Source organism: Roseateles sp. P5_D6, from assembly GCF_054049415.1.
The window spans coordinates 33,357-57,450 of sequence record NZ_JBFUMK010000007.1; the positions used below are offsets into that span (position 1 = coordinate 33,357).

Consider the following 24,094-nt stretch of genomic DNA (forward strand, 5'->3'; position numbering starts at 1 on the left):
GTAGTGACGCACCGGCATGCGGGGGAGCGGGGGAACCGCCCCCCGTGCCATCACTGCTTGACGAGGCCGCTGCACTGCGCAAGCGACTTGACCGGTCGCGGCATGCGGTGGCTGGCGTCGGCGCTGTACGACGCCGGCACGTTCAGCGCCGCGTTGGCCGGCTGGTAGGCCAGCGTCACCCAGGTTTGTTCACCGGCGGTGAAGTAGTCCTGCGCCTGCACCGCCACGCTCTCGCCAAAGGTGACGATGACGTCGTCCTCGTCGCCGGCGAGGCGGGTCGTCACGTCAACATTGCCGCTCACCAGGTGGAAGACGCCGCTGCTCGACACGTCCAGCGTGCAGCTGCTGCTCGTGTAGTGGCCGACGAGTGCCGCCGACATGTCGGCCGCGGTGGCGCCGTTCAGCGTCGCGACGTTGGCGCCGCCTGCGCTGGTCGGGTTGGGGTTGCTCAGCCAGCACTCCACCCGGTCCGTGGCCGTGGTGAAGCCGGTGCCGCCCTGGCGCGCCACGCCTTGCGCCATCACACCCTTGACGAGGGTGAGCTGGGCGTAGCGGTCGTTCGGCACATCGCTGGCCTGGACCCGCGTGAGGCTGACGACATTGAGGATGAGGTCGCCCACGTCGCCGTTGACGGCGGCCTGCAGGCTGCGTCCACCGGCCGAGACGGTCAGCATGCCGTCCTTGGCCACGGCAATGCTGCACGAGGTGGTCTCCTGCGTCGCCTGGCCCGGCGTGAAGACGCGCCCGAGCTGGCCCTGCCAGGTGCCGATGGCCGGCGCGACGTCTGCGGCCATCGCCTGCCCCTTGGGCGTGAGCACGATGGCGTGCGGCGCCGGTGGCGTGGGATCGGTGCCCGTCAGCGCGGGCGGCAAGCGGTAGATGCCATTGGTTGCGGCGCTGAAGTCGGCGATCAGGTCGATGTAGGTCTTGTGGCTGGCAAGCGCGGCGGCCATGACACTGTCCAGCAGCGCGTCCGTGGAATCGCCCGGCTTGGCGTCGAACACGCCGGTGAAGGGGTCGAACGGCCCGGTGGGCAGCACGTAGCTGCCGGCCGTGAGGGTGGCAATCAGCTGGGTGAGCGCTCCGGCGGTGTCGAGCCGGGTGCCCGCCGGTGCGGCGGCCAGGCCCGCAAACCAGGTCGCGGGCGGCATGCCGGCAGCGCGCGCAATGGTCAGGTCGGTGAGGGTGGTGATGTTCACGCGCCCGGCGGCCACGGCAATGCTGTGCAGCGAAAGCGCATTCGGCACGCCGCCCACCTTGCCACCCGACACCTGCAGTGCGCAGGGCAGCGTGTTGGCCGGCACGTCGACGGTCCAGGTGCCGGTGGCGCTGGTCGGCAGCGAGACCGTGGCCGGCCCGCTGGTACAGGTGGCCGTGACCGTGCCGCCAACGACGGGCGCGCCGCTCGCAGCCACGCCGGTCAATGTGGCCTTGACAACCGCCGGGGCAGGCGCAGGCGCGGGCGCAGGGGCTGGGGCGGGTGCAGGCGCGGGGACGGGCGCAGGCGCTGTTGCGACCGGTGCAGGAGCCGGTACTGCGGGCGCCGTGGTGCCGCCACCCCCGCAGCCGGCCAAGGTGGCAACGGCCACGGTGGCCGCCGCGATCACGAGGCCACGCAGGCCGTGGGGAGTTGGGCAAGGGGTCGATGTCATGGTGGAGTCCGGTGGGAGGGGTGGCACCCCTCGCCGATTCGAGGGGCATGCCGGGGTACGCAGCGTGGCGCGGCCAAAAGGCTCATCGGGCTTGAAAACAGGCACGCATGAACCGAGCAATCCTTCGCAGGCATGTCGCGGCGCCGCGCGCAAAATGCGCGGCGCCATGACCGCTATGACTGCCCTGTCCGCTTCGAACCCCGCCGCCGCCGATGTCACCGAGTGGCTGCGCCGGCTCGACACGGACGCGGCCGGCGCGTCGAACCAGCTCTTCGAGCTGCTCTACGGCGAGCTGCACCGCATCGCGCGCGCGCACATGGGCCGCGAGGCGAACGCGCACACACTGAGCCCGACGGTGCTCACGCACGAGGCCTGGTTCCGCATGGCCGAGCAGACGCGCACGCAATGGTCCAACCGCGCGCATTTCCTGTCGGTGGCCTCGACCATGATGCGGCGCATCCTGGTGAACCACGCGCTGGCCAAGCGTACCGAGAAGCGAGAGGCGCAGCTGGTGTCGCTGTCGATCACCGGCGCACCGGAAATCGGCGTGCAGGCCGAGCCCGACGTGGTGGCCGTGCACGAGGCCATCCTGGCCCTCGAAGCCGTCGACCCGCGCGCGGCCAAGGTGGTGGAGCTGAAGTTCTTCGGCGGGCTCGAAAACGACGAGATCGCGCAGGCGCTCGATCTGTCGCTCGCCACCGTCAAGCGCGACTGGGCGCTGGCACGGGCCTGGCTGCGCCGCGAACTGGGCGCCGCACCGCTGGCCTGACGCGAGGGCGGAGGTTCACCTGGCGCTCTTCAACCGCTGCACCAGCGCATCCCGCGCGCTGCCGATCATGGGCAGGTAGGCCCGCTCGAAGCTGGCCTCGTCGAGCGTGACCGCGGCAGTCGCATTGCTGGTGCCACGCGAGCGGCCACCGGTCAGCAGCGCCAGGCCCATCGACAGCGCGTTGCTCGTGTTGTCTGACTTGCGCGACTCGTCGGTGGTGGTGTCGACGAGCGTGAAGCCTTCAGTCGCGCCCTGAACCAGGCGGTCGACGTAGAAGGCGCCGTTGACGCCGCTGCGCGACGTCGTGCGGAAGATGCGCTGCCCCTCCTGCGACACGATCTGCAGCTGGGTCTCGTTGGGGTAGAGCACCGGGCCGGCCTCGATGGAGGACTGTGAGCGACGCGCGATATTTGCCAGGAAGCCCTTGCTGCCGGAGGCGGTGCCGAAGCTCGCAAAGAAGTGCAGGCGCACGAAATGCAGGTCAAGCGCCTGCGCCACCGCGCTGGCCTTTGCACCGTTGGCACCGTCCAGCGCGGTGATGCGGTCGCTCAGCGTGCCGCGGCCTCCCGCCGTCTGGAAGAAGGCCGGCATGCCGGTGGGCGCGAAGATCTTGGAGACGGCGCCCGTGTCGTCGATGACGTAGGGCGCCGGCTTGCCCATGCGGGCCTCGACTTCGGCGTACTCGGGGCGCGCGCGAACCGTGTCCATGCCGACGACCTCAAAGCCGGCAGCGGTCAGCGCCTCGACGGTGTCGCGGTAGACGCGGTCGGTCAGCGCCTGCATCGCCGCATCCGGCACGCCGCGCAGTTCGGCCTGCACCGAGGTGCTGTTGCCCCCGCCGCTGCCGCTCGCCTTCAGCGTGGTGACGAATTCGATCCCGAACTGGTCGATGGCGACACGGCGCGCACCCTTGATGGCCGCGCCGTTGTCGCTGCCGACGGAGACCGTCGGCGCAGCAGTTTGCGCGGCGGCTGGCGGCACGCCAGCCAGGAGGGTGAGCGTGGCAAGGAGCAGCGGGGCGAGCAGTCGGCACATGGCGGTCTTTCGTGGCAGGGCTGAAACCTTCGGTTCGTCGAAGGGGACAACCTGGTACGCAAGACGGTCAGGTGAAAAGGCTCATCCCCACCACCCGTCAGCCCGCCTGCGCGGCTGGATACGACGCCGCCGTGACCGGCGAGACCAGGGACCAACCCATCGCCTTGTACAGAGCGGCGCCCGACTCCGTGGCCACCAACACGCCTTGCCTTGCCTCCAGATCGAGCGCGATGCTTGACAAGATGGTCATGATGCGTCGCCCCAGCCCCTTCCTCCTGTGGGCCTCGGCCGTGACGATTTGATCGAAGGTGGCGAACGGACCCTCGATCGCCACCTGGCCGCCGGCCGCGATTTCTCCTGAACCTGCGATCAGCCTGGCAAACGCGACCTCTCCCACCTTGTCGGTCTGCATGCGATAGCCCTCAGGGGTGGTGGCGTCGCCGCCCCTGAGATTGGTGCTCATCAGAAACTCGGGTTCGTGAAACTGCCAATGATGGGAGAGCAAGGGAGACACGCTTTCACGTGGTGCGCAGATCTTCAGCCAGCTGCCGGGGCCGGTCTCGGTGACAAGTTCTTGCAGGAGATGTCGATCAAGGGCGGGAAGAACATAGCGAGTCGTCTGCCCGGGCTTTCCGACCGAAATCTGAAAGCAGCCAGAGCGCCTGACCGGCGCTGGCGTGCGTCGCGAAATCGCCCAGCCGCAGGCCCAGGCACGAGCAGCGACCGCGGGATCGAGCGCGCCGGCGTTGCGGTCACCCTCGAAGTTGATGGATGAAGGGATCATCTGTGCAGTTCAGAAATGAAGGGCATCTGCATCGGCGGCCATGGCATCGGCAATCAGCCTCATGTCATGGTCGCTGACGGCAAACAGTCCGAAACGGAACGAATAGCCCCAGCGCGCGCGGTCCTGCACGAACTCGAAGCGGTCGATCAGCGGGGCGATGGGCGCTTCGCGTGCGGGCACATAGTCCACGTCCTTGCGGAAGGGGACGAAACCGCCACCCATGTCAAAGGCGTAGGGCTCGCCGGGCCTGACCAGCCCGAGCGACACAAAGGCCTGCAGCTTGTCGCTGCCGCCCATGGTGACCGTGGGCGCGTAGTAGGCCACGCGGTCACCGGGCCTCACGCGCCGCAACGGCGCGACCTTGCCATGGCACACCTGCATATAGCCTGCGCCGCGTTCCGCGCAGCCTCGGCGTGCGTGGGTGGCGCTGGCCACGGCAATCCAGTTGCCGCGCGGCGCGGCCATGCCGGCCTGTGCCGATTCCTCCCACAGGGTGGCGTTTTTCATCGGAGCGCCTCGTGCGCAAGTTGGGAATCGCCATGATGGCGGGACGTCGCGACAACGGCTTGTCAGCAGAAGGCACCCCGCCAGCCGGTGAGTCCTGCCCACGCCGATCGCGAGCGGGCAACGGAGTTCAGCAACGCGGCAACGGGCATAGTCCTGGCTCTTCCCTTGCCTTGAAGCCGATGACCCCGCCTCTCGCCGCCCGCGGCTCCTGCTACTGTGGCGCCGTCTCCGTCACGGTCCCATCGCCTTTGCGCCGCCCGGACAACTGCCACTGCGGCGAATGCCGCCGCCTGAGCGGTGCGGCATTCACTACGTGGATCACAGCGCCGCGCGATCAGGTCGTCGTGAACAACCCTGAGGGGCTGTCGGTGTTCTGCCCCACGCCCAACCTGCAGCGCTCGTTCTGCAAGACGTGCGGATCGCATGTCTTCACTGCGGACGCGCGGCTGCCAAGGGCCTATGGATTCCCCGCGGGGGTCTTTGAGGGCGAGCCCATCGAGCCGCCGGGCGAGGACTACTTTCTCGATGACAAGGCCCGTTGGTGTCGGCGTTCTTTACACCCAGAAAGCTGACCGCAAGCAAATCACTGCCACAGCAGGGTTTTCTCTGATGGCACGATGCTTGCTAATTCGTCCAGGTCTTTCTTTGGGAGTAAGTAACTATGTTGAAGTCTCTTGCCTTGGCCTCTGTGCTGTCCCTGGGCAGCCTCGCGGCTCAGGCCACCCCCTTCGTGTTGGGCACCGGCACGCTGGGCGCAATCACGGTCAACAGCGGCAACGTCGCTGTCGTGCCGAGCCTGGTGAACGACACTTTCACGTTCTCGCTCGCGTCGGCTTCGAGCGTGCAGAGCAATGTGACGACGATCTTCGGCAGCCTGTCGCCGGCCTTCTACAGCATCGTCAGCACCGGCGCCGATCACGTCGTGGGCGGCACTGACGACACCGTCATCACCGGCTTTGCCTTCACGTCCACGTCGACCGGGCACTTCACGAACCTGAGCGCCGGCAACTATTACTTCAACGTGTTCGCGTTGGCTAACCAGGCGCCGTCGGCCTACGCGATTTCGGCTTCGGCCACCGCGATGCCGGTGCCGGAACCTGAAACCTACGCCATGCTGGCAGCAGGCCTGGGCGTCATGGGTTTTGTTGCTTCGCGCCGCCGTCGCGATCTGTAATTGAATTGATTTCCGGGTCACTCAGACAGTGATCCGCCGAAGTCCCGAAGTCCGTAAAGCCCTGGCCTCAAGCGCCAGGGCTTTTTTCGTGGGGCGGCCATGCCGTCAACTGACTGCGCCGCGCGTGTTCACGTACAGCGCATAGAGCGAATGCGTGCTCGCCATGAAGAGGCGGTTGCCCTTGGCGCCGCCGAAGCAGAGATTGGCGCAGCGCTCGGGCAGGTGGATATGCGCCAGCGGCTTGCCCATGGGGCCGTAGACGCGCACACCGTCCAGCACCGCCGCATCAGCATCCGCGCTGCCGTCACTGCCAAAGCCACACCAGAGATTGCCTTGCACATCGACGGCCATGCCGTCGAAAGCCCCCGGGCACCCCGGGTCGATCAGCAGCCGCTTGTTGCTCAAGGACACGCCATCCACGTCATAGGCCCAGATCAACCGATGCGGCTGGGCGCGGCTTTCGATGACGTAGAGGGTCTTGCCGTCAGGGCTGAAGGCCAGGCCGTTCGGGCCCTTGAGGTCGTCGATCTGCAGTGTCAGCTCGCCGGTCACGCCGTCGATGCGGTAGACGGCCGGCGTCAATTCAGACTCGGCCTTCTCGCCCTCGAAGTCGCTGGCGATGCCGAACAGCGGGTCGCTGAACCACAGGCTGCCGTCGCCCGGATGGCAGGTGATGTCGTTGGGCGAGTTCAAGCGCTTGGCCGTATAGCGGTCGGCCAGCACCGTGATGCAGCCGTCGTACTCGGTGCGCGTGATGCGGCGCGTCAGGTGCTCGCAGCTGACGAGGCGCCCCTGGCGGTCGCGCACGTGGCCGTTGGCGTTGTTGCTGGGGTTGCGGAACTCGCTGATGGCGCCGGTGGTCTCGTCCCAGCGCAGGATGCGGTTGTTGGGGATGTCGGAGACGAGCAGGTAGCGCCCGTCGCCAAACCAGACCGGCCCCTCGGCCCAGGCCAGGCCGGTGGCCAGTTGCTCGACGCTCGCAGGGAAGAGGCGCAGCGGCAGGAAGGCGTCGTCCAGCACCTCGATGGCCGGGTCGGGCCGGCGGGCGTTGGGCGTGAAGGGGATCTTCATTGGTCTTCCGGCGCCTTCTCGAAGGGGCCGTGGATGACGAACTGGCCGCCCTGGCAGCGCACCTCGGGCCGGCTCGGGTCGACATAGGGCTGGGCCGCCTCGACCTCGGCGCGCCAGGGCTCGGAGCTGTCCTGGGGCTTGAAACCGATGTGGTTGGACGCGCTGTTGTCCCACCAGGTCGAGCGGTTGTCGCTCATGCCGTAAATGATGCTGTGGCCGACGACGGGCGCGCTCAGTGCGGCGACGAGGAGGCGCTCCAGGTCGTCAAAGCTCAGCCAGCTCGACAGCATGCGGCGGTCCGTCGGCACGGGCCAGCTGGAACCGATGCGCACCGACACCGTCTCCAGGCCGTGGCGGTCGAAATAGAACTGGGCCAGGTCCTCGCCAAAGGCCTTGGACAGCCCGTAGTAGCTGTCCGGCCGCGGCGCGGCCCTTGGCGTCAACGTCTCGCCCTGGCTGTAGAAGCCGGTCACGTGGTTGGAGCTGGCGAAGATGATGCGCTTCACGCCGCGCTGGCGGGCCGACTCGTAGACGTTGTAGGCGCCGACGATATTGGCCGGCAGCACCACGTCGAAGGGTTTCTCGATCGACACGCCGCCGAAGTGCAGCACGGCGTCGACATCCTTCAGCAGTGACTGCATGGCAGCCAGATCTTCGAGCGGCGCCTGCACGACTTCCTCGCCCTCGCCGGCGGGGTCCATGGGTGCGAGGTCCGACAGCCGCAGCACGTCGCAGTAATGCTTCATGCGCGGCCGCAGCACGCGGCCGAGGTTGCCGGCGGCGCCGGTCAGCAGCAGGCGCTTGAAGCGCGGGGCGGAGAGAGGGTTCATTTCAGGGCGATGCGTGTGGATTGCGGGCAGAGCGCGGGCCTCTCCCAAGCCGGCCCGCTTTGGGCTTAGACGAGCGGCTCACTCATGCGCCGATGCGCAAGGGCGGGCGCAGCCGCGGCGCCGCGTCGGACTGGCGTCGGACCAGCGCGAAATCCATGAGCTCATGCTCGCAGGGCAGAGGCACTCCGGTGCGGCGCGCGCGGATGTGACGCACCAGCAGGTCCACCGCGGCACCGGCCATCTCCATGATGGGCTGGCGCACGGTGGTCAGTTCGGGCCAGATGGTCGTGGCCAGCGGCGCATCGTCGAAGCCGACGACCGTCAGGTCGCTGGGCACGTCCAGGCCCATGCGATGGGCGATGGCGACCGTGGCTGCGGCCATGTCGTCGTTACTGGCGAAGATGGCCGTCGGCCGGCGCTCCTGCGAAAGCAGGAACTCGGCCGCGTCCAGGCCCGAGCGGTAGGTGAACATGCCCTGGGCGACGACCTCCTCCTCCTCGATGTTGAGGCCGGCGTCGGCCATCGCTGCATGGAAGCCGGCCAGGCGGCGGGCGCTGCTGCTCTGGTAGGGGTCGCCGATGATGAAGCCCATGCGGTGGTGGCCCAGGTTCAGCAGGTGCCGCGTCATCTCGTAGGCGGCCTGGTAGTCGTCGATGCCGACGGCGCAGACGGCTTCGGGCGGCACGCCGCTGGACACGACCACGGCCGGCGTGTCGGTCTCGGCCACGAGCTTCAGCAAGGGCTGGGAATCGCAGAAGGGCGGCGGCAGGATGAGGCCGTCGATGCCGTTGGCGATCATCTCGGCCACCGGCTTCTCCTCACCCTCGCGCGCGGCCTCGCAACGCTGCACGACGAGCTGCACATGGCGCAGGCTGGCCTTGTTCAGCAAGCCGATGAGGAATTCATTGAGATAGCCGGCCGTCGGATCGATGTAGAGCATGCCGATCCGAATCGGCTCGGACCCGGCCAGGTGGCGCGCGGCCTGGTTGGGCAGGTAGTTCAGCTCGGCGACGGCGGCCTGCACCTTCTCACGCGTGCCCGGGCGCACGTTCTGCTCCCCGTTGATGACCCGCGACACCGTCATCGGCGACACCCCGGCCAGCGCGGCGACATCGGCGATGGTCGCGACCTTGGGGCTGCGCCCGGAGCGAGCGGTTGGCTTCAAAAGGGTCCCTCGGATGGTGGTGGGTTTGTTTGCGCAATCATATTTGGCTTGGGGACTCTCAGCCGCCGCGCCCCGGCGCGAAGTTGAAGCGCAGCGCTTTGTAGTCGTCCAGCGAGCGCTCGGGGGGCCGCACGCCGGGCGGCAGCGGCAACCCCGAGGCGGACTGGAAATAGGCGAGGCAGGCATCCCGCCACCAGCGAGCCTCGGTCTCCTGCACTGCCAGGTAGGCGGTGACGTCGACATGGCGGGCGGGGTCGATGTCGGCTTGCAGCGTGGCCCAGCGCGCGCGCATGTCGACGACGCTCGCGACGCCACGGTCGTAGCGCGCTACCAATTCGGCCCACAGCGTGCGGCCAGACGCCAGCCGGTAATCCCAGGGCAGGTGGTGGAACCAGAGCAGCCACTCCTCGGGCGTCGTCTCCGGCCGTGCCAGGCGGGCGGCCCAGCCGGGCGCGTACTGGGCCGTCGCGTTGCTGCCGCGCGGCGAGCGGTCGAAACCGATGCCGTCGCGGCCGGCGCGGTGGAAGTAGACCGGGTTCCAATCGGCCCGCTCCAGGTTGTCGACCCAGGGCGCCGGGCCATGGTGGTGGCCCGTGCCCATCAGGTGGTGCAGGCCGAGGGGCGTCATGTAGTCGACGACAGCTTCACGCGAGGCCAGCATCATTGAGACGAGGGTGTCCACCGCACGCGGTGTCCTCGTGAAGGTCTGCTGCACCCATTCGCGGGCGATGTCGGCTGAGGCGAGATCCTGGTCCCAGGCCAGGCGGCCAAACGCGTACCAATTGGCGCAATCGAAATGCGAGCCGCACCAGTTGCGGTCGCTGCCGATATTGGCCACGCCGGCCATCGCCGTGATCTGGCGGGCCACGGTCGCTCCTTGTGGCTTCGCGCGGGTATCGGCGCGCAGAACCTCTTCGAACAGGGGCCCGAGGTAGACGAGGTGGGTGGAGAAGCCGAGGTATTCCTTGGTGATCTGTAGCTCCAGCGCCAGCGGCGTCTTCGGCATGGCGCCGAACAGCGGATGGAAGGGTTCGCGCGGCTGGAAGTCGATGGCGCCGTTCTTGACCTGCACGATGACGTTGGGCGCAAAGCGGCCGTCCAGCGGCTGAAACTCCGCATAGCCCTGCTTCGCGCGGTCACCCGCGTCCGGCGCGTAGACGAAAGCCCGCCACATGACGATGCCGCCGTGCGGCGCCAATGCCTCGGCCAGCATGTTGGCGCCGTCGGCATGGTGGCGGCCATAGTCCTGCGGACCCGGCTGACCCTCGGAATTGGCCTTGACGAGAAAACCACCGAAGTCAGGGATGCGCCGGTAGATCTCGTCGGCCTTGGCCTGCCACCAGGCGCGCACGGCCGGGTCCAGCGGGTCTGCAGTCTTCAGCCCGCCCAGTTCGACGGGCGCCGAGAAGCGTGCCGACAGGTAGACGCGGATGCCATACGGCCTGAACACATCGGCCAGCGCCGCCGCCTTGGCGAGGAAGGGCGCGGTCAAGGAATCGGCCTTGGCATTGACGTTGTTCAGCACCGTGCCGTTGATGCCCAGCGACGCATTCGCGCGGGCGTAGTCGACGTAGCGCGCATCGCGGATGTCGGGCAGCTTCCACCAGTCCCAGATCGACGCGCCCGCATAGCCGCGCTCGACCGTGCGGTCCAGGTTGTCCCAGTGGTTGAGCAGGCGCAAGCCGAGCTTGGGCGCGGAACGCAGGTCCAGCTTGCCCAGGTCGGCGCCCGTCTGCGCCGCGCGTAGCCAGGCAAAGCTGCCGTAGAGCAGGCCGATGTCGGCGTTGGCCGCGATCAAGGTCACGGCCCGGCCTTGGAGCTTCAGGCTGCGCAGCAGATAGCCCTCGCGGCCCAGCTCGGCCCAGGGCAAGTTCAGCCCGGCCGGCGCGCTGGCCGGCGTGACCAGCAGCAGAGCACCGTCCGCCAGCTGGGCCGACACGGCCGGCTCCCGCCCCGTCAGGCCCGCCACGCCGCGCTTCAATTCCGCAACGGCGGCCTGCAGCGTTGGTGACATCGGCTCGGCAGGGAGGATGCTGCGGGCCCGCGTCAGCACCTCGCTTTGAGTCACGGCTGGCAATGCGCGGTAGCGCTGCCACAGTTCGAAGCCATCCTCCACCGCACTCCATGCGGGTTGCAGCGCGGCCGCCAGCAGCAAGCCGGCCAGGCCTCGGGCCCATGTCTTCATCAGGTCTCCTGTATGGGCCGACCGGGGTCGCAACCCCGGAATCGCGGGAATGTTAGAGATTTCTCGCTTGCGCAATGCAAAATGGTAGCGCTACATTTGAGTCCATAGCAAGCGGTGTCGGAAGGACGCCGCTCAAGACGGAGACCGCATTGAATTCTCATCCCGCCCTACCGGCTCCCGCCACCTGCCCCGACGCCCTCGCGCTTCGGGGAGATGCGCCGAAAGCCGCGTGATGGTCGGGGCTGTCGCCACGCCGCCGGGCCGGCAGCGCTGGGCTATGCGCGCGCGGCCTTTTGTAGCGCCCACCGTCAACTACGTCCCCACCCTGCAGCGGCCCTTCGCGGCCGACGGGCTGTAAACCATCTAGGGCCCGCATGCAGTTCACCGCCGATCAGCACCTGCTCAAAGACCTCAACCGCATGGCCGTCGTGCGGCAGCTGAGCGCGTGGCCCGGGCAGTCGCGTGCGGCGCTGGCCGAGTCGCTACAGCTGACCAAATCCACCGTCAGCGGGCTGGTGAAGGAGCTGATCCACGAGGGCTGGCTGCTGGAGCGCGAGGTCGTCGCGACCGGCGAGCTGGGCCGCCGGCCGACGCCCCTCTTCGTCGACCCCGGACGGCTGGTGCTGCTGGGCGCCGAGCTGGGCGTGGAGGGCGTGCAGGTCGTCGCCACCTCGCTGACCGGCGACGTGCTGGCCCGTGCGCGCGCGCCGCTGGACGCCGGACGGGACGCTCCTCTCGCGCTGATGCGCGCCGCCCGGCTGCTGACGCAGGTGTACGCGCGCCTGGACACGCCGGCTCAGCGGGTCATCGGCATCGGCATCGGGCTGCCCGGCGGCGTGGACGAGCAACGCGGCCATCTGCATTTCGCCCACAACCTCGGCTGGCGCGACCTGCCCGTCGGCCGGCTGCTGGTCGAGCATCTGCGCAACACGCCGCTGCAAGGCGTGCCGCTGTTCGTGCAGAACGACGCCGATGCTGCGGCCCTGGGCGAGCTGGAGTTCGGCGCCGACGGCCGCGACCCGCTGATCTACCTGAGCCTGGGCCTGGGCGTGGGCGCCGGCATCATCGTCGAGGACCGGCTGCTGACCGGCGCTCACGGCCTGGCTGGGGAGGTCGGCCACACGACGCTGGAGATCGACGGCCCGCGCTGCAGCTGCGGCCGCCGCGGCTGCGCCGAAGCCATGATCGGCTTTCGGACCATGCTGCCCGCCGGCGAAGAAGGCGGTGGCCTGGCCGGGATCCAGCGCCGGCTGAGCGCCAGGCAGCCCGACAGCATCGAAGCCGTCGCCCGCGCCGGCAGCTATCTGGGCATGCTGCTGGGTAATCTCTGCGCCGCCTACGACCCCGGTCGCATCGTGCTCGGCGGCCCCGCCGTCGAGATCGGCGCCCCCTTTCTCGAGCACGCCTTCCGCACGCTGGAAGCCTATGCCAGCGCCGCCGGCGTGGCGCCGCCCCTGGTCACCCTGTCGCGCTTCGGCGTCGATGCCGTCGCCGTCGGTGCCGCGGCCCTGGCCCGCTACCGTCTCACCCGCCCCCTGATCGCCGCCAGCCGCCTGGCTGCGGCCGCCTGACTCTCTCTGCACCGACACATGATCACCAACCCCATCCTGCCGGGCTTTCACGCCGACCCCTCGATCTGCCGCGTTCCAAGTGATGGCGGTGACGACTACTACATCGCCACCTCCACCTTCGAGTGGTGGCCCGGGGTGCGCATCCACCATTCGCGCGACCTACAAAACTGGCGCCACCACAGCTACGCCGTCACGCGCAAGAGCCAGCTCGACCTGCTCGGCCACCCCGACTCGGCCGGCGTCTGGGCGCCCTGCCTGAGTTACTCGGGTGGCCAGTTCTGGCTCATCTACACCGACGTGCGCTCCACCTTCGGCGCATTCAAGGACACCCACAACTACCTGATCACCGCGCCCAGCATCGACGGCCCGTGGAGCGAGCCCATCTACCTGAACAGCTCCGGCTTCGACCCCAGCCTCTTCCATGACGACGATGGCCGCCAGTGGCTGCTGAACCAGCAATGGATCCACCAGCCCGGCAAGCACCACTTCAACGGCATCCTGCTGCAGGAGTACGACCACGAAGCCAGGCGCCTGATCGGCCCGGTGAAGAACATCTATGCCGGCACGCCGCTGGGCGTGGTCGAAGGGCCCCACCTCTACCGCCGCAACGGCTGGTACTACCTGCTGACGGCCGAGGGCGGCACCTTCTACGAGCATGCCGTCACGCTGGCCCGCTCACGCAACATCGACGGCCCCTACGAGACGCTGCCTGGCAACCCGCTGCTGACGGCCTGGCAGCAGCGCACCGACGGCCTGCAGCGCAGCGGCCACGCCAGCCTCGTGCAGACGGCCCATGGCGATTGGTACCTCGCCCACCTCTGTGGTCGCCCGCTGGAATGGAGTGGCCCCAACGCGGACAGGCAGAACGGCGAGTACGTCGGCCTGCACTGCCCGCTGGGCCGCGAGACCGGCATCCAGCGCATCCACTGGCGCGATGACGACTGGCCGGAGATCGAAGGCGGCGGCAATGCGCCGCACTTGCAGGTGGCCGGGCCGGGCCTTCCCGAGCATGTCTTCCCGGCCGAGCCGGCGCGCGACGATTTCGACGGCGTCACGCTCAACCACCACCTGAACTCGCTGCGCGTGCCCTTTGACGAAAGCTGGATCTCGCTGACCGAGCGCCCCGGCTGGCTGCGTCTGAAGGGCCGCGAATCGCTGATGAGCCTGTTCGACCAGAGCCTGGTCGCGCGCCGCCAGCAGCATTTCAACTGCCGCATCGAGACGCGCCTGGAATTTGCACCCGAGCTATTCCAGCAGATGGCCGGCCTGGTGGCCTACTACAACACTGGCAACCACGCCTATCTGCACGTCAGCCGCGATGTCGATTCCGGCCGGCGCGTGCTGCGCCTGACCGTCAACCGCGACTCGGCGCTGAGCGAGCCGGCCACGCCGGTCGTGCTGGCGGAGGGCCCGGTCGACCTGGCCGTCGAGTTCCGCCATGACCGCTACCAGTTCCAGTTCGCTCAAGCCAATCAAGCGGGCGGTGCCTGGCAGGACGTCGGCCCGGCGCTGGACACCGCCATGCTCAGCGACGAAGCCGTGACGCGCTTCGTCGATGGCTACGCGCGCAGCTTCGGCTTCACCGGCAACTTCATCGGCATTGCCTGCCAGGACCTGTCGGGCCAGCGCCTTGCCGCGGACTTCGACTACCTTTCTTACGAAGCACGGCCCTGAGACCGCGCCTCTCTTAAAACGACACGAGACACCCCATGGCCACCACCCACCAGCCCTTGTCCTTCATGGAGAAGGCCGGTTACAGCTGCGGCGACGCGGCTGCAAACCTGGTCTTCATGTCCATGATCCTGTTCCAGCTCAACTTCTACACCGACGTGTTCGGGTTGAGTGCGAGCACGGCGGCCGCCATCCTGCTGTGGCCGCGGCTGTGGGATGCCATCTTCGACCCCGTCATGGGCGTGCTGGCCGACCGCACCGAGACCCGCTGGGGCAAGTTCCGCCCCTGGGTGCTGTGGACCTCGGTGCCCTGGGCCGTCGTCATGGTGCTGGCCTACACGTCACCCGACCCGGCCTGGGGCTGGAGCACCGGCATGGTGGTGGCCTACGCCGGCATCACCAACACGCTGCTGATGACGCTGTACTCGATGAACAACATGCCCTACTCGGCCCTGGGCGGCGTCATGACGGCGGACCTCAACGAGCGCACCAAGCTCAACTCCTACCGCTTCGTGTCGGTCAACGTCGCGCAATTCGTCGTCGGCGGCTTCACGCTGCCGCTGGTGGCCAAGTTCGCGCAAGGCGCCGACCGCGCCCACGGCTGGCAGGTCACGATGACGATCTGGGCCGCGGCCTGCCTGCTGCTCTTCATGGTCACCTTCTTCACGACCAAGGAGCGCATCAAGCCCATCGCGCAGGCCAAGTCCTCGCCCAGGCAGGATTTCAGCGACCTGCTGAAGAACGGCCCGTGGATCGCGCTGGTGGCCTACACGCTCTTCCACTTTGCGCTGCTGGCGCTGCGCGGCGGCGCCCACTACAACTACTACCACCACTACGCCGACAAGGCCGCCATGTTCGACTTCGTTGCAGCCCTGGGCCTGACGACGCCCGACGCGGCAGGCACTGGCAGCCTGGCCGACAGCCTGGGCTACATCGTGCACGGCACGCGCGACGGCCTGGCCCAGTCCAACACGGCCGACGTGTTCAACAGCATCGTCAACATGGTGGGCACAGGCACCACCATCGTCGTCATCATGCTGTCGGTGGGCCTGTCCGCGCGCTTCGGCAAACGCACGGTCGCCATCACCTGCTTCGCGCTGTCGACGCTGACTGCCTCCGCCCTCTACCTGCTGCCGCCCACCGCTACCTGGGGCATGGTGGGCCTGGCCTTCCTGGGCTCCGTCGTCTATGCGCCGACCTGCGCCGTCATGTGGGCCATGTATGCCGACGCGGCGGACTACTCAGAGTGGCAGACCGGCCGGCGCTTCACCGGCATGGTCTTCGCCACCATCGGCTTCTCGCTGAAGGCAGGCCTGGCCATCGGTTCGGCGGCCCTGCTGTGGATCCTGGCCGGCTTCTTCGGCTACGACACCCAGCAAGCTGCGGCGCCCAATGCCATTGAGGGCTACCGCTTCATGTCCAGCATCTTTGTCGGCCTGCTGTTTGCGGCCTGCACAGTCTGCATGCTCGCCAACAAGCTGACCAAGCAGACCACGCTGACGATGGCCGACGAGCTGGCCCAGCGCCGCCAGAAGGCCGGCGCCGGCCCTGATGACGACGGCCCGGCCAATGCCGTACCGGCCACCGCCTGACCTCTTTCACCACCCTTCCCTGATCCCGCAGTAAGGACCCGCCATGAGCACCGCCTATTCCGACCTCCCCACCGTCCCCTACGAAGGCCCCCAGTCCACCAACCCGCTGGCCTACCACTGGTATGACGCCAAGCGCGTCGTGATGGGCAAGACGCTGGCCGAGCACCTGCGACCGGCCGTCTGCTACTGGCACAACTTCTGCTGGAAGGGCGAGGACATCTTCGGCCTGGGAGCCACCGCCCACCAGCGCAACTGGTTCGCCGAGGCTGACGCCGTCGCGGCCGCCAAGATCAAGCTGGATGCCGCCTTCGACCTCTTCGGCAAGCTCGGCCTGCCCTACTGGTGCTTCCATGACCGCGACGTGGCCCCCGAAGGCGCGACGCTGGCTGAGTCCAACCGCATCCTCGACGGCCTGCTCGAAGCCGCCGCCAAGAAGATGCAGGACCAGAAGATCGGCCTGCTCTGGGGCACGGCCAACCTGTTTTCCAACCCGCGCTTCATGAGCGGCGCGGCCACCAACCCCGACCCCGAGGTCTTCGCTTACGCCGCAGCGCAAGTGAAGCACGTGCTCGAGTGGACGAATCGCCTGGGCGGTCAGAACTATGTGCTGTGGGGCGGCCGTGAAGGCTACGAGACCCTGCTGAACACCGACCTCAAGCGCGAGCTGGCCCAGTACGGCCGCTTCCTCAGCGCTGTCGTCGAGCACAAGCACAAGATCGGCTTCAAGGGCGCCATCCTCATCGAGCCCAAGCCGCAGGAGCCCACCAAGCACCAGTACGACTACGACAGTGCCACGGTCTACGGCTTCCTGAAGACCTATGGCCTGGAGAACGAGGTCAAGGTCAATCTGGAGGTGAACCACGCCACGCTGGCCGGCCACAGCTTCGAGCATGAGGTCGCGACCGCCTGTGCCCTGGGCATCTTCGGCTCCATCGACGCCAACCGCGGCGACGAGCAGCTGGGCTGGGACACCGACCAGTTCCCCAACAACCACGCGGCCCTGGTGCCGGCCATGCTGGAGATCATCCGCGCGGGCGGCTTCACGACCGGCGGCACCAACTTCGACGCCAAGGTGCGCCGCCAGTCCATCGACCCGACCGACCAGCTCGAGGGCCATATCGGCGGCATGGACACCATGGCCCGCGCCTTCCTGAGCGCGGCGGCGCTGTACGAGAGCGGTCAGCTGGAGAAGGCCGTTGGCGATCGCTATGCGGGCTGGAACGGCGAGCTGGGCCAGAAGATCCAGGCGGGCGCCAGCCTTGACGAGCTCGCTGCCGTAGTTCACGCGCAAGGCATCTCGCCGGTCGCTCGTTCCGGCCGCCAGGAACGACTGGAAAACGTCGTCAACAACTTCGTCTGACGGATTTTTGGCTGATGAAAGCGGCCCAATAACAAAGCCACAGAGGCACTGAGACACAGAGACACAGAGCAATTCAGAGGCTTTTCTCTGTGCCTCTGTGTCTCTGTGGCCGTGTTCATTGAATCGGACCCCTGACCCATGTTTCTCGGCATCGACCTCGGCACCTCCGAGCTGAAACTGCTGCTGCTGGACGAGCAGCACCACATCGTCGCGACCACCGGCGTCGCGCTGACCGTGCAGCGTCCGCAGCCGCTGTGGAGCGAGCAGGACCCCGCTGCCTGGTGGGCCGCGCTCGATCAAGGCATGGCGCAACTCGGCCAGAGCCACGCATCCGCCCTCGCAAGGGTGCGCGGCATCGGCCTGTCGGGACAGATGCATGGGGCCGTCACGCTGGACGACGCCGACCGCGTGCTGCGGCCGGCCATCCTGTGGAACGACGGCCGCAGCGCCGCGCAATGCGCCGAGATGATGGCCGCCTGCCCCGAGCTGCCGGCCATCACCGGCAACCTGGCGATGCCGGGCTTCACGGCGCCGAAGCTCGCCTGGATGCGCCAGCACGAACCCGAGCTGTTCGCCCGCGTGGCCAAGGTGCTGCTGCCCAAGGACTGGTTGCGCCTTTGCTTGAGCGGCTCCTTTGTGAGCGAGATGAGTGACGCCGCCGGCACGCTGTGGCTGGACGTCGCTCGCCGCCGCTGGTCGCCCGAGGCGCTGGCGCTGACGGGGCTGAACGAGAGCCACATGCCGCGGCTGGTGGAAGGCAGCGACCCGAGCGCTGGCTTGAAGCACGAGTTGGCCGAACGCTGGGGCCTGCGCGCCGGCATCCCGATTGCGGGCGGTGGTGGCGACAACGCGGCCAGCGCCGTCGGCATGGGCGTCGTCAAGCCAGGCCAGGGTTTCCTTTCGCTGGGCACTTCGGGCGTCATCTTCCTGTGCAACGAGTCCTTCAGCCCCAACCCGGCGCGTGCCGTACACGCCTTCTGCCACGCGCTGCCGAACACCTGGCACCAGATGAGCGTCATGCTCAGCGCGGCGAGTGCGCTGCGCTGGGTGACGCTGCTGCTCAAGGAATCGAGCGAGGCCGAACTGATCGCCAAGGTCGCCCAGCTCACACCGGCCCAGCGTGAACGCGCGCCCCTCTTCCTGCCTTATCTGAGCGGCGAGCGCACACCGCACAACAACGCGAATGCGCAGGGCGTGTTCTTCGGCCTCGCGCATGAGCACGATGCCGCGGCCCTCGGCTACGCGGTGCTCGAAGGCGTGGGCTTTGGCCTGCTGGACGGCTGGCAGGCCTTGCAGGCCGGCGGTGGCACGGCCGAGTCGCTGTGGCTGGTGGGCGGCGGCGCGCGCAGCGAGTGGTGGGCGAAGTTGCTCGCCTCGCTGCTGAACATCCGCCTCGTCAATGGCGTGGGTGCCGAAGCCGGCGGCGCGCTCGGCGCGGCGCGCCTGGCTTGGCTGGCCTGTGGCGGCAGCGTCGACGAGGTCTGCCGCACGCCCGAGATCGCCCGCGTGGCCGAGCCCGATGCCGCGCTGGCCGCCGAACTGCACCCGCGTTTTGAGCGCTTCCAGCGCCTGTATGGCGCGCTGCGGGCCGAGTTCAGCTGAGCGTCACTGCCAGGCGGGCGGCTTCGCGCCATGCATCGCCGACACTGAAGCGCTCAGACAACTGATCTGCTCTCATCAGCACCAAGTCCTGCGCATGCGCCCCACCACCGCCTTCGCCGCCCTGCTCCTCGCCTTGCTCGCCGGATGCGGCGGCGGTGGAGGCGGTGCCGCCGAACAGCCCCCGGCCAGCACGCCGGCCCTGCTGACGCCCGAGCTGAGCTGGCCCGCACCGGCCGCCATCACCTGGGGCACCACGCTCAGCGCCGCCCAGCTCAACGCCAAGGCCAGCGTGGCGGGCAGCTATGCCTACACGCCGGCCACCGGCAGCCAGCCCGAGGTGGGCAGCCAGACGCTGAGCCTGGTCTTCACGCCCCAGGACGCGACCCGCTACCGCAGCGTCACGCTCAGCCGCCCGCTGCGGGTCGACAAGGCCCGACCGGCGCTGCGCTGGGATGCACCCGGGGCCGTCGTCGTGCAGGGCGCCGCCGTGACGGCCGCGGCCCTGGGCAGCGCACCCCGCGCCCTCTACGGCGTGCAAGGCACGGCCGACCCGGCCTCATTCAGCCTGCTGGACGGCCGGCCGCTGAGCCAGGCCAGCGCCACGCCCGGCAGCGCCGTGCTGCGCGCCCGTTTCCTGCCGCAGGACAGCGCCCACTATGAGCCGGGCTGGGTGCAGACCCTGCTGAGCGTCAAGCCCGCGGCAGCCATGGCCAGCGTGGATTTCGGCGCGCCACGCCAGACCATCCAGGGCTTCGGCGGCTCGGCGGCCTGGTACTACACGCCCATGGCCACCGCCCGCGCGGACGTGCTGTTCGGCACCCAGGGCGATGACGCCCTCGGCCTGAGCATCCTGCGCCTGCGCATCGCCCCCGCGGCCTGGGACGCCACCGCCCGGACCGCCGACACCGGCGCCTGGAGCGCCGAGATGGGCAATGCCGTCGCCGCACAGGCGCGCGGGGCTTTGGTGTTCGCCTCGGCCTGGACGCCGCCCGCCTCGATGAAGCTCGCCAATCCCGAGCGGCGCGACCCACTGTGGAGCGGGCGGCTGGACCCGGCCGCCTACGCCGCCTATGCCGAGTACCTGAACGCTTACCTGCGCTACGCCACGAGCCGCGGCGTGAACCTCTACGCGGTGTCGCCGCAGAACGAACCCGACTGGGACCCGGCCGACTACGAGTCCTGCCTGTGGAATGCCGACGAGCTCAAGGCCTGGATCGCCAACCACGGCGCGGCGGCCGTGGCCGGCACGAAGACGCTGCTGATGGCGCCCGAGTCGCTGAACTTTTCCCCCGCCACCACCGAGGCCCTGCTGGCCGACCCCGCCGTGGCCGCGCGCATCGGCGTCCTCGGCGGCCATCTCTACGGCGGCGTGCCGCAGGCGGCCGAGGGCGCACAGGGCCGGCCGGTGTGGATGACCGAGCACTTCCTGGATTCGGTCAACAAGTCCGGCACGGCCACGGCCTGGGCCACCGGCATCGACGACGCCCTGGCCATCGCGCGCGAGGTGCACGAGGGCTTCACCCTCGGCCAGTACAACGCCTACGTGCACTGGTGGCTGGTGAACGCCAACGACGCCCAGCCCACCGGCCTCATCGACGCCGCCAACCGGCCCAACCACTTTGGCCTGGGGCTCAAGCACTACGCCTACTTCGTCCGCCCCGGGCTGCAGCGCGTCGAGGCCACCGCCCAGCCGCTGCCGGGCGTGAGGCTGTCGGCCTACGCCTCGCCGGCCGGCGCCGCCAGCCCGCGCGCCGTACTGGTGCTGATCAACGACGGCAGCCAGCCGCAAACCCTGGACCTGGCCCTGGCCGGCCGCGCGGACAGCAGCTGGACGCCCTATGTCACGACCGCCACCGCCCGTTTCGAGCGGCAGGCGGCCTTGTCCGCCACGGCCGGGCGCCTGAGCCTGACGCTGCCGGCCAAAAGCCTCACCACCCTGGTCACCCCATAAGAACGAGACACCCCGATGAAGAAGACTGTCCTGCTGCCTGCCCTGCTGGCCGTACTGGCCGCCACCGCTCAGGCCGAGGTGCGCCTGGCCCCCGTGTTCGGCGAGCACATGGTGCTGCAGCGCGAGCGCCCGCTGCGCCTGTGGGGCCAGGCCACGCCCGGCCAGACGCTGACCGTCGAGTTGGCCGGGCACCAGGCCCGCACGCAAGTCGCCGCCGACGGCCGTTGGCGTGTGCAGCTGCCTCCCCTGCCCGCCGGCGGCCCGCACCGCCTGCGCGTGCAGGGCGACCAGACGGTGGAGCTGCGCGACGTGCTGATCGGCGATGTCTGGCTGCTGTCCGGCCAGTCCAACATGGAGTGGCCGCTGGCGACCACCGACACCGGGCCGCAGGAGGTCGCGTCGCCGCAGAATCCGCAGCTGCGCCAGTTGCGCGTGCCGTTGCGCGCCAGCCTGCAGCCGCAAGCCGACATCGCGCCCGCCGCCTGGCAGGTGGCCCAGCCCGGCGCCGTGGGCGAGTTCAGCGCCGTCGGCTACCACTTTGCGCGCCAGATGCAGGCCGTGCAGGGCGTGCCCATCGGCCTCATCAACACCGCCTGGGGCGGCTCCCATCTCGAGACCTGGGTGCGCCGCGAAGCGGCCCTGCGCGACCCGGACCTGGCGCCGGCAGTCAAGGCCCTGCCGGCCGACGAGAAAGCCTTCGCCCGCGCGCGCCGTGAGCGCATCGAGGCCGCGGTCGCGGCCTGGCAGCCGGGCCTGCCCTGGCAGGGCGTGGATGCCAGCGGATGGTCGGCCGCCGCCGACATCGACACCGCCTGGCCGACGCTGCAGGCGCCGCAGGTCTGGGAATCGCAAGGCCTGCCCGACCTGGACGGCATCGTCTGGATGCGCCGGCGCATCGAGCTCAGCGCCACGCAGGCGGCCGGCGCCGCGCAGCTGCACCTCGCCAAGGTCGACGACTGCGACGAGGTCTGGGTCAACGGCCAGCGCGTTGGCGGCCAGTGCGGCTACGACCAGCCGCGCCGCTACGAGCTGGCGCCGGGCCTGTTGCGGGCCGGCGCCAACTGGATCGCCGTGCGCATCACCGACACCGGCGGCGGCGGAGGCTTCCACGGCGACGCGGCGGCCTTGCGGCTGGACACGGCGGCCGGCAGCCTGCCGCTGGCCGGCGCCTGGCGGGCGCGTGTCGAGCAGGCCAGCGCCAACACCGGGCCCACGGCCAACGACGCACCCACGCTGGCCCACAACGGCCTGATCGCACCGCTGCAGGGCCTGAGCGTGCGCGGCGTGCTCTGGTACCAGGGCGAGAGCAACACCGGCCGCGCAGCCGCCTACGCCGACGGCTTCAAGCGGTTGATCCAGGACTGGCGCGCCCAGTTCCAGGCCCCCGAGCTGCCCTTCCTCTACGTGCAGCTGGCCGCCTTCCTGCCGCTGGCAGACAACCGGCCCGGCCATGGCGGCTGGGCGGAACTGCGCGAGGCCCAGGCCGCCGCTTTGGCCCTGCCGCACACCGGCATGGCGGTCGCCATCGACATCGGCGACGCGGCCGACATCCATCCCCGCAACAAGCGCAGCGTCGGCCAACGCCTGGCCGCCCTGGCCATGCATGAGCTGGGCTTGCGCCAGTCACCCGCCACGGGGCCACGCCTGGCCGGCACCGAGGTGCACGGCAACGAGCTGCGGCTGCGTTTTGCGCAGACCGCCGGCGGCCTGCGCACGGCCCGGGCCGGCGAAGCCTTGCGCGGCTTCCTGCTGGCGGGCGCCGACCAGCGCTGGCAACCGGCCCAGGCGCGGCTGGAGGGCGCCGACGTCATCGTGTTGAGCAGCCCGGCCGTGGCCGCACCGGTGGCGGCGCGCTACGCCTGGGTCGACAACCCCAGCGAGGCCAATCTGATCGGCGGCGACGGGCTGCCGATGGCGCCTTGGCGCAGCGACAGCTGGGCGCTGGAGACGCAAGGCCGGCGCTACCCCGACTGAGCAGCGGAGAGCCGTCGGCGCCTGATCGAGATCGCAAGCGCGATGCACACGAGCAGGAAGGCACCGTCCATCAGCAGCATCGTGCTCAGCTGCTCGCCCGCCGTCCATGGCCGTGGCGAGAGCGGTGCCAGCAGCGTCTTCACGGTCGGCGGATCAGTCAGCAGCAGGTCCCGCGTCCAGTTCACCGCGGCGTGCACGCCCGCCGCCGCGGGAACGCTGCGCCAGCGCACGAACACCAGCCCGAACAACAGCGAGCCCACCGTGGTGCCCAGCAGCGCCACCTGCCAGGGCCAGCCGTTGACGACGTGGAACACCGCGAACAGCAGCGCGGTGAAGAGCTGCGCCTGCCAGTGGCCCCATCCGGCGATGAGCCGCTCGAAGCTGTAGCCGCGGAACACGAGCTCCTCGACGGCGTTGCCGCACAGCAGCCAGAGCAGCGACCACGCCGCCATGCCCGCGCTGAAGTGCGGGTTCCATGCCCAGGGGATGGGCAGCACGAGCCGCGTCACGAGCGCGATCATCACGATGAGCAGCGCCCCGGCCACGAACCCGGCGACGAGCTGCCCCAGCCGGCGCCATGACGCATCGAGGCCGAGCACCGCAAGGGAGCGCCCCTCGTACCGCAGGAAAAGATGGCTCAGCGCGACGACGGCCGCGACCAGCACGATCGGATGCCCGACACCGAGGAGATTCGGCACCGCCCAGATCGGCGCACAGATCAACAGGAACAGCAGCGCCCGACGAATCGACGTTGAACGCGCCATCGGCGCGGGACTTCCGGTCGGGAATGGGAGGGTGGTCATTGAAGCCTGTCGAGGAGCGCGCGGTACCCAGCGGTCCATTTGACCGCCTGCTCGGCACCGCCGTCGATGACGGCCTCAATGATGCGTGCGTGCCGCGGCGTTGCGCTTGCGGGTTTCGGCGCCCTTCTTGGCCGACGCCGAGCGCTCAGCCGCCGTGCGGCTGGCCGCGGCCTTGCCACCCAGGCGGCCACCCTTGCGCGAGGGCTCGTGGTTCTCGGGCTGGCCGCGGCCGGAGCCCGACTTCCTGCCGCCGCCGGTCTCCTTGTTCACCGTCGCCCAGGCGCGGGCCTCGGCTTCTTCCTTGGGCACGCCGCGGTGTTCATAGCCGCTTTCGATGTGCTCGGCCTGGCGTTTCTGCTTGTCGGTGTACGACGATTTGTCACCTCGGGGCATGGCGG

Annotated in this window: 19 protein-coding genes and 1 pseudogene; 10 read left to right on the forward strand and 10 right to left on the reverse strand. The window is 69.2% G+C overall.

Translation table 11 applies throughout. The features are described 5' to 3' along the window. Positions 1 to 50 precede the first annotated feature (50 nt). A complete protein-coding gene (locus ACXJKM_RS11220) occupies positions 51 to 1,652 on the reverse strand; it encodes a hypothetical protein (protein WP_200955357.1) in 1,602 nt (533 codons plus the stop codon). Between the two features lie 166 nt (positions 1,653 to 1,818). On the opposite strand from ACXJKM_RS11220, the gene ACXJKM_RS11225 reads away from it, so the two are divergent. After that, positions 1,819 to 2,421 carry an ECF-type sigma factor gene (locus ACXJKM_RS11225; RefSeq protein ID WP_162250716.1) on the forward strand — a complete coding sequence of 201 codons (603 nt, stop codon included), beginning with the start codon at positions 1,819 to 1,821 and terminating at the stop codon, positions 2,419 to 2,421. A gap of 15 nt (positions 2,422 to 2,436) precedes the next feature. On the opposite strand, the gene ACXJKM_RS11230 is transcribed toward ACXJKM_RS11225, so the two are convergent. The 3 genes from ACXJKM_RS11230 to ACXJKM_RS11240 form a co-directional block, all read right to left on the reverse strand. Next, positions 2,437 to 3,456: a hypothetical protein gene (locus ACXJKM_RS11230; protein WP_457352366.1), complete on the reverse strand. Its 1,020-nt coding sequence runs from the start codon at positions 3,454 to 3,456 to the stop codon at positions 2,437 to 2,439. Positions 3,457 to 3,553: 97 nt separating this feature from the next. Next, positions 3,554 to 4,240, reverse strand: coding sequence for a GNAT family N-acetyltransferase (locus ACXJKM_RS11235; RefSeq protein ID WP_457352367.1), 687 nt, complete (start codon positions 4,238 to 4,240; stop codon positions 3,554 to 3,556). Positions 4,241 to 4,249: 9 nt separating this feature from the next. Continuing rightward, complete coding sequence (locus tag ACXJKM_RS11240; protein WP_457352369.1) at positions 4,250 to 4,747, reverse strand: EVE domain-containing protein; 498 nt, start codon at positions 4,745 to 4,747, stop codon at positions 4,250 to 4,252. Between the two features lie 179 nt (positions 4,748 to 4,926). On the opposite strand from ACXJKM_RS11240, the gene ACXJKM_RS11245 reads away from it, so the two are divergent. Both ACXJKM_RS11245 and ACXJKM_RS11250 read left to right on the forward strand, forming a co-directional pair. Further along, the gene (locus ACXJKM_RS11245) at positions 4,927 to 5,319 is read left to right on the forward strand and encodes a GFA family protein (RefSeq protein ID WP_457352371.1); all 393 of its coding nucleotides are present in this window, start codon (positions 4,927 to 4,929) and stop codon (positions 5,317 to 5,319) included. A gap of 113 nt (positions 5,320 to 5,432) precedes the next feature. Continuing rightward, positions 5,433 to 5,921, forward strand: a pseudogene (locus ACXJKM_RS11250) (FxDxF family PEP-CTERM protein); the annotation flags it as partial. A 105-nt stretch (positions 5,922 to 6,026) separates the two neighbouring features. On the opposite strand, the gene ACXJKM_RS11255 reads toward ACXJKM_RS11250, so the two are convergent. The 4 genes from ACXJKM_RS11255 to ACXJKM_RS11270 form a co-directional block, all read right to left on the reverse strand. Next, complete coding sequence (locus tag ACXJKM_RS11255) at positions 6,027 to 6,992, reverse strand: SMP-30/gluconolactonase/LRE family protein (RefSeq protein WP_457352372.1); 966 nt, start codon at positions 6,990 to 6,992, stop codon at positions 6,027 to 6,029. Beyond that, entirely contained in the window at positions 6,989 to 7,822 is an 834-nt protein-coding gene (locus tag ACXJKM_RS11260; RefSeq protein ID WP_457352374.1) for an NAD-dependent epimerase/dehydratase family protein, read from the reverse strand. Before ACXJKM_RS11260 ends, ACXJKM_RS11255 begins: the two co-directional genes overlap by 4 nt. A gap of 82 nt (positions 7,823 to 7,904) precedes the next feature. Then, positions 7,905 to 8,987: a LacI family DNA-binding transcriptional regulator gene (locus ACXJKM_RS11265; protein ID WP_056204784.1), complete on the reverse strand. Its 1,083-nt coding sequence runs from the start codon at positions 8,985 to 8,987 to the stop codon at positions 7,905 to 7,907. Between the two features lie 58 nt (positions 8,988 to 9,045). Further along, on the reverse strand, positions 9,046 to 11,172 hold the full coding sequence (locus tag ACXJKM_RS11270; protein ID WP_457352376.1) for an alpha-glucuronidase family glycosyl hydrolase: 2,127 nt from the start codon (positions 11,170 to 11,172) through the stop codon (positions 9,046 to 9,048). Between the two features lie 374 nt (positions 11,173 to 11,546). Between ACXJKM_RS11270 and ACXJKM_RS11275 the strand changes: the two genes are divergently transcribed. From ACXJKM_RS11275 to ACXJKM_RS11305, 7 genes are all read left to right on the forward strand, one after another. Next, complete coding sequence (locus ACXJKM_RS11275) at positions 11,547 to 12,743, forward strand: ROK family protein (protein ID WP_457352378.1); 1,197 nt, start codon at positions 11,547 to 11,549, stop codon at positions 12,741 to 12,743. Positions 12,744 to 12,761: 18 nt separating this feature from the next. Further along, positions 12,762 to 14,417, forward strand: coding sequence for a glycoside hydrolase family 43 protein (locus ACXJKM_RS11280; RefSeq protein ID WP_056204792.1), 1,656 nt, complete (start codon positions 12,762 to 12,764; stop codon positions 14,415 to 14,417). Between the two features lie 35 nt (positions 14,418 to 14,452). Further along, the gene (locus ACXJKM_RS11285; protein WP_457352380.1) at positions 14,453 to 16,006 is read left to right on the forward strand and encodes an MFS transporter; all 1,554 of its coding nucleotides are present in this window, start codon (positions 14,453 to 14,455) and stop codon (positions 16,004 to 16,006) included. Between the two features lie 43 nt (positions 16,007 to 16,049). Next, entirely contained in the window at positions 16,050 to 17,366 is a 1,317-nt protein-coding gene (gene xylA, locus ACXJKM_RS11290; protein ID WP_457352382.1) for a xylose isomerase, read from the forward strand. Between the two features lie 138 nt (positions 17,367 to 17,504). Further along, the gene (gene xylB, locus ACXJKM_RS11295) at positions 17,505 to 18,968 is read left to right on the forward strand and encodes a xylulokinase (protein WP_457352384.1); all 1,464 of its coding nucleotides are present in this window, start codon (positions 17,505 to 17,507) and stop codon (positions 18,966 to 18,968) included. 94 nt (positions 18,969 to 19,062) lie between these two features. After that, positions 19,063 to 20,919, forward strand: a complete 1,857-nt coding sequence (locus tag ACXJKM_RS11300) for a hypothetical protein (protein WP_457352386.1) — start codon at positions 19,063 to 19,065, stop codon at positions 20,917 to 20,919. Positions 20,920 to 20,934: 15 nt separating this feature from the next. After that, positions 20,935 to 22,893 (forward strand): sialate O-acetylesterase, encoded by a 1,959-nt coding sequence (locus ACXJKM_RS11305; RefSeq protein WP_457352388.1) that lies wholly within the window; start codon positions 20,935 to 20,937, stop codon positions 22,891 to 22,893. On the opposite strand, the gene ACXJKM_RS11310 is transcribed toward ACXJKM_RS11305, so the two are convergent. After that, positions 22,881 to 23,696, reverse strand: a complete 816-nt coding sequence (locus tag ACXJKM_RS11310; RefSeq protein ID WP_457352389.1) for a CPBP family intramembrane glutamic endopeptidase — start codon at positions 23,694 to 23,696, stop codon at positions 22,881 to 22,883. The two genes, ACXJKM_RS11305 and ACXJKM_RS11310, sit on opposite strands and share 13 nt — an antisense overlap. 75 nt (positions 23,697 to 23,771) lie before the next feature. After that, on the reverse strand, positions 23,772 to 24,089 hold the full coding sequence (locus ACXJKM_RS11315) for a plasmid stabilization protein (protein WP_457352391.1): 318 nt from the start codon (positions 24,087 to 24,089) through the stop codon (positions 23,772 to 23,774). Positions 24,090 to 24,094 lie beyond the last annotated feature (5 nt).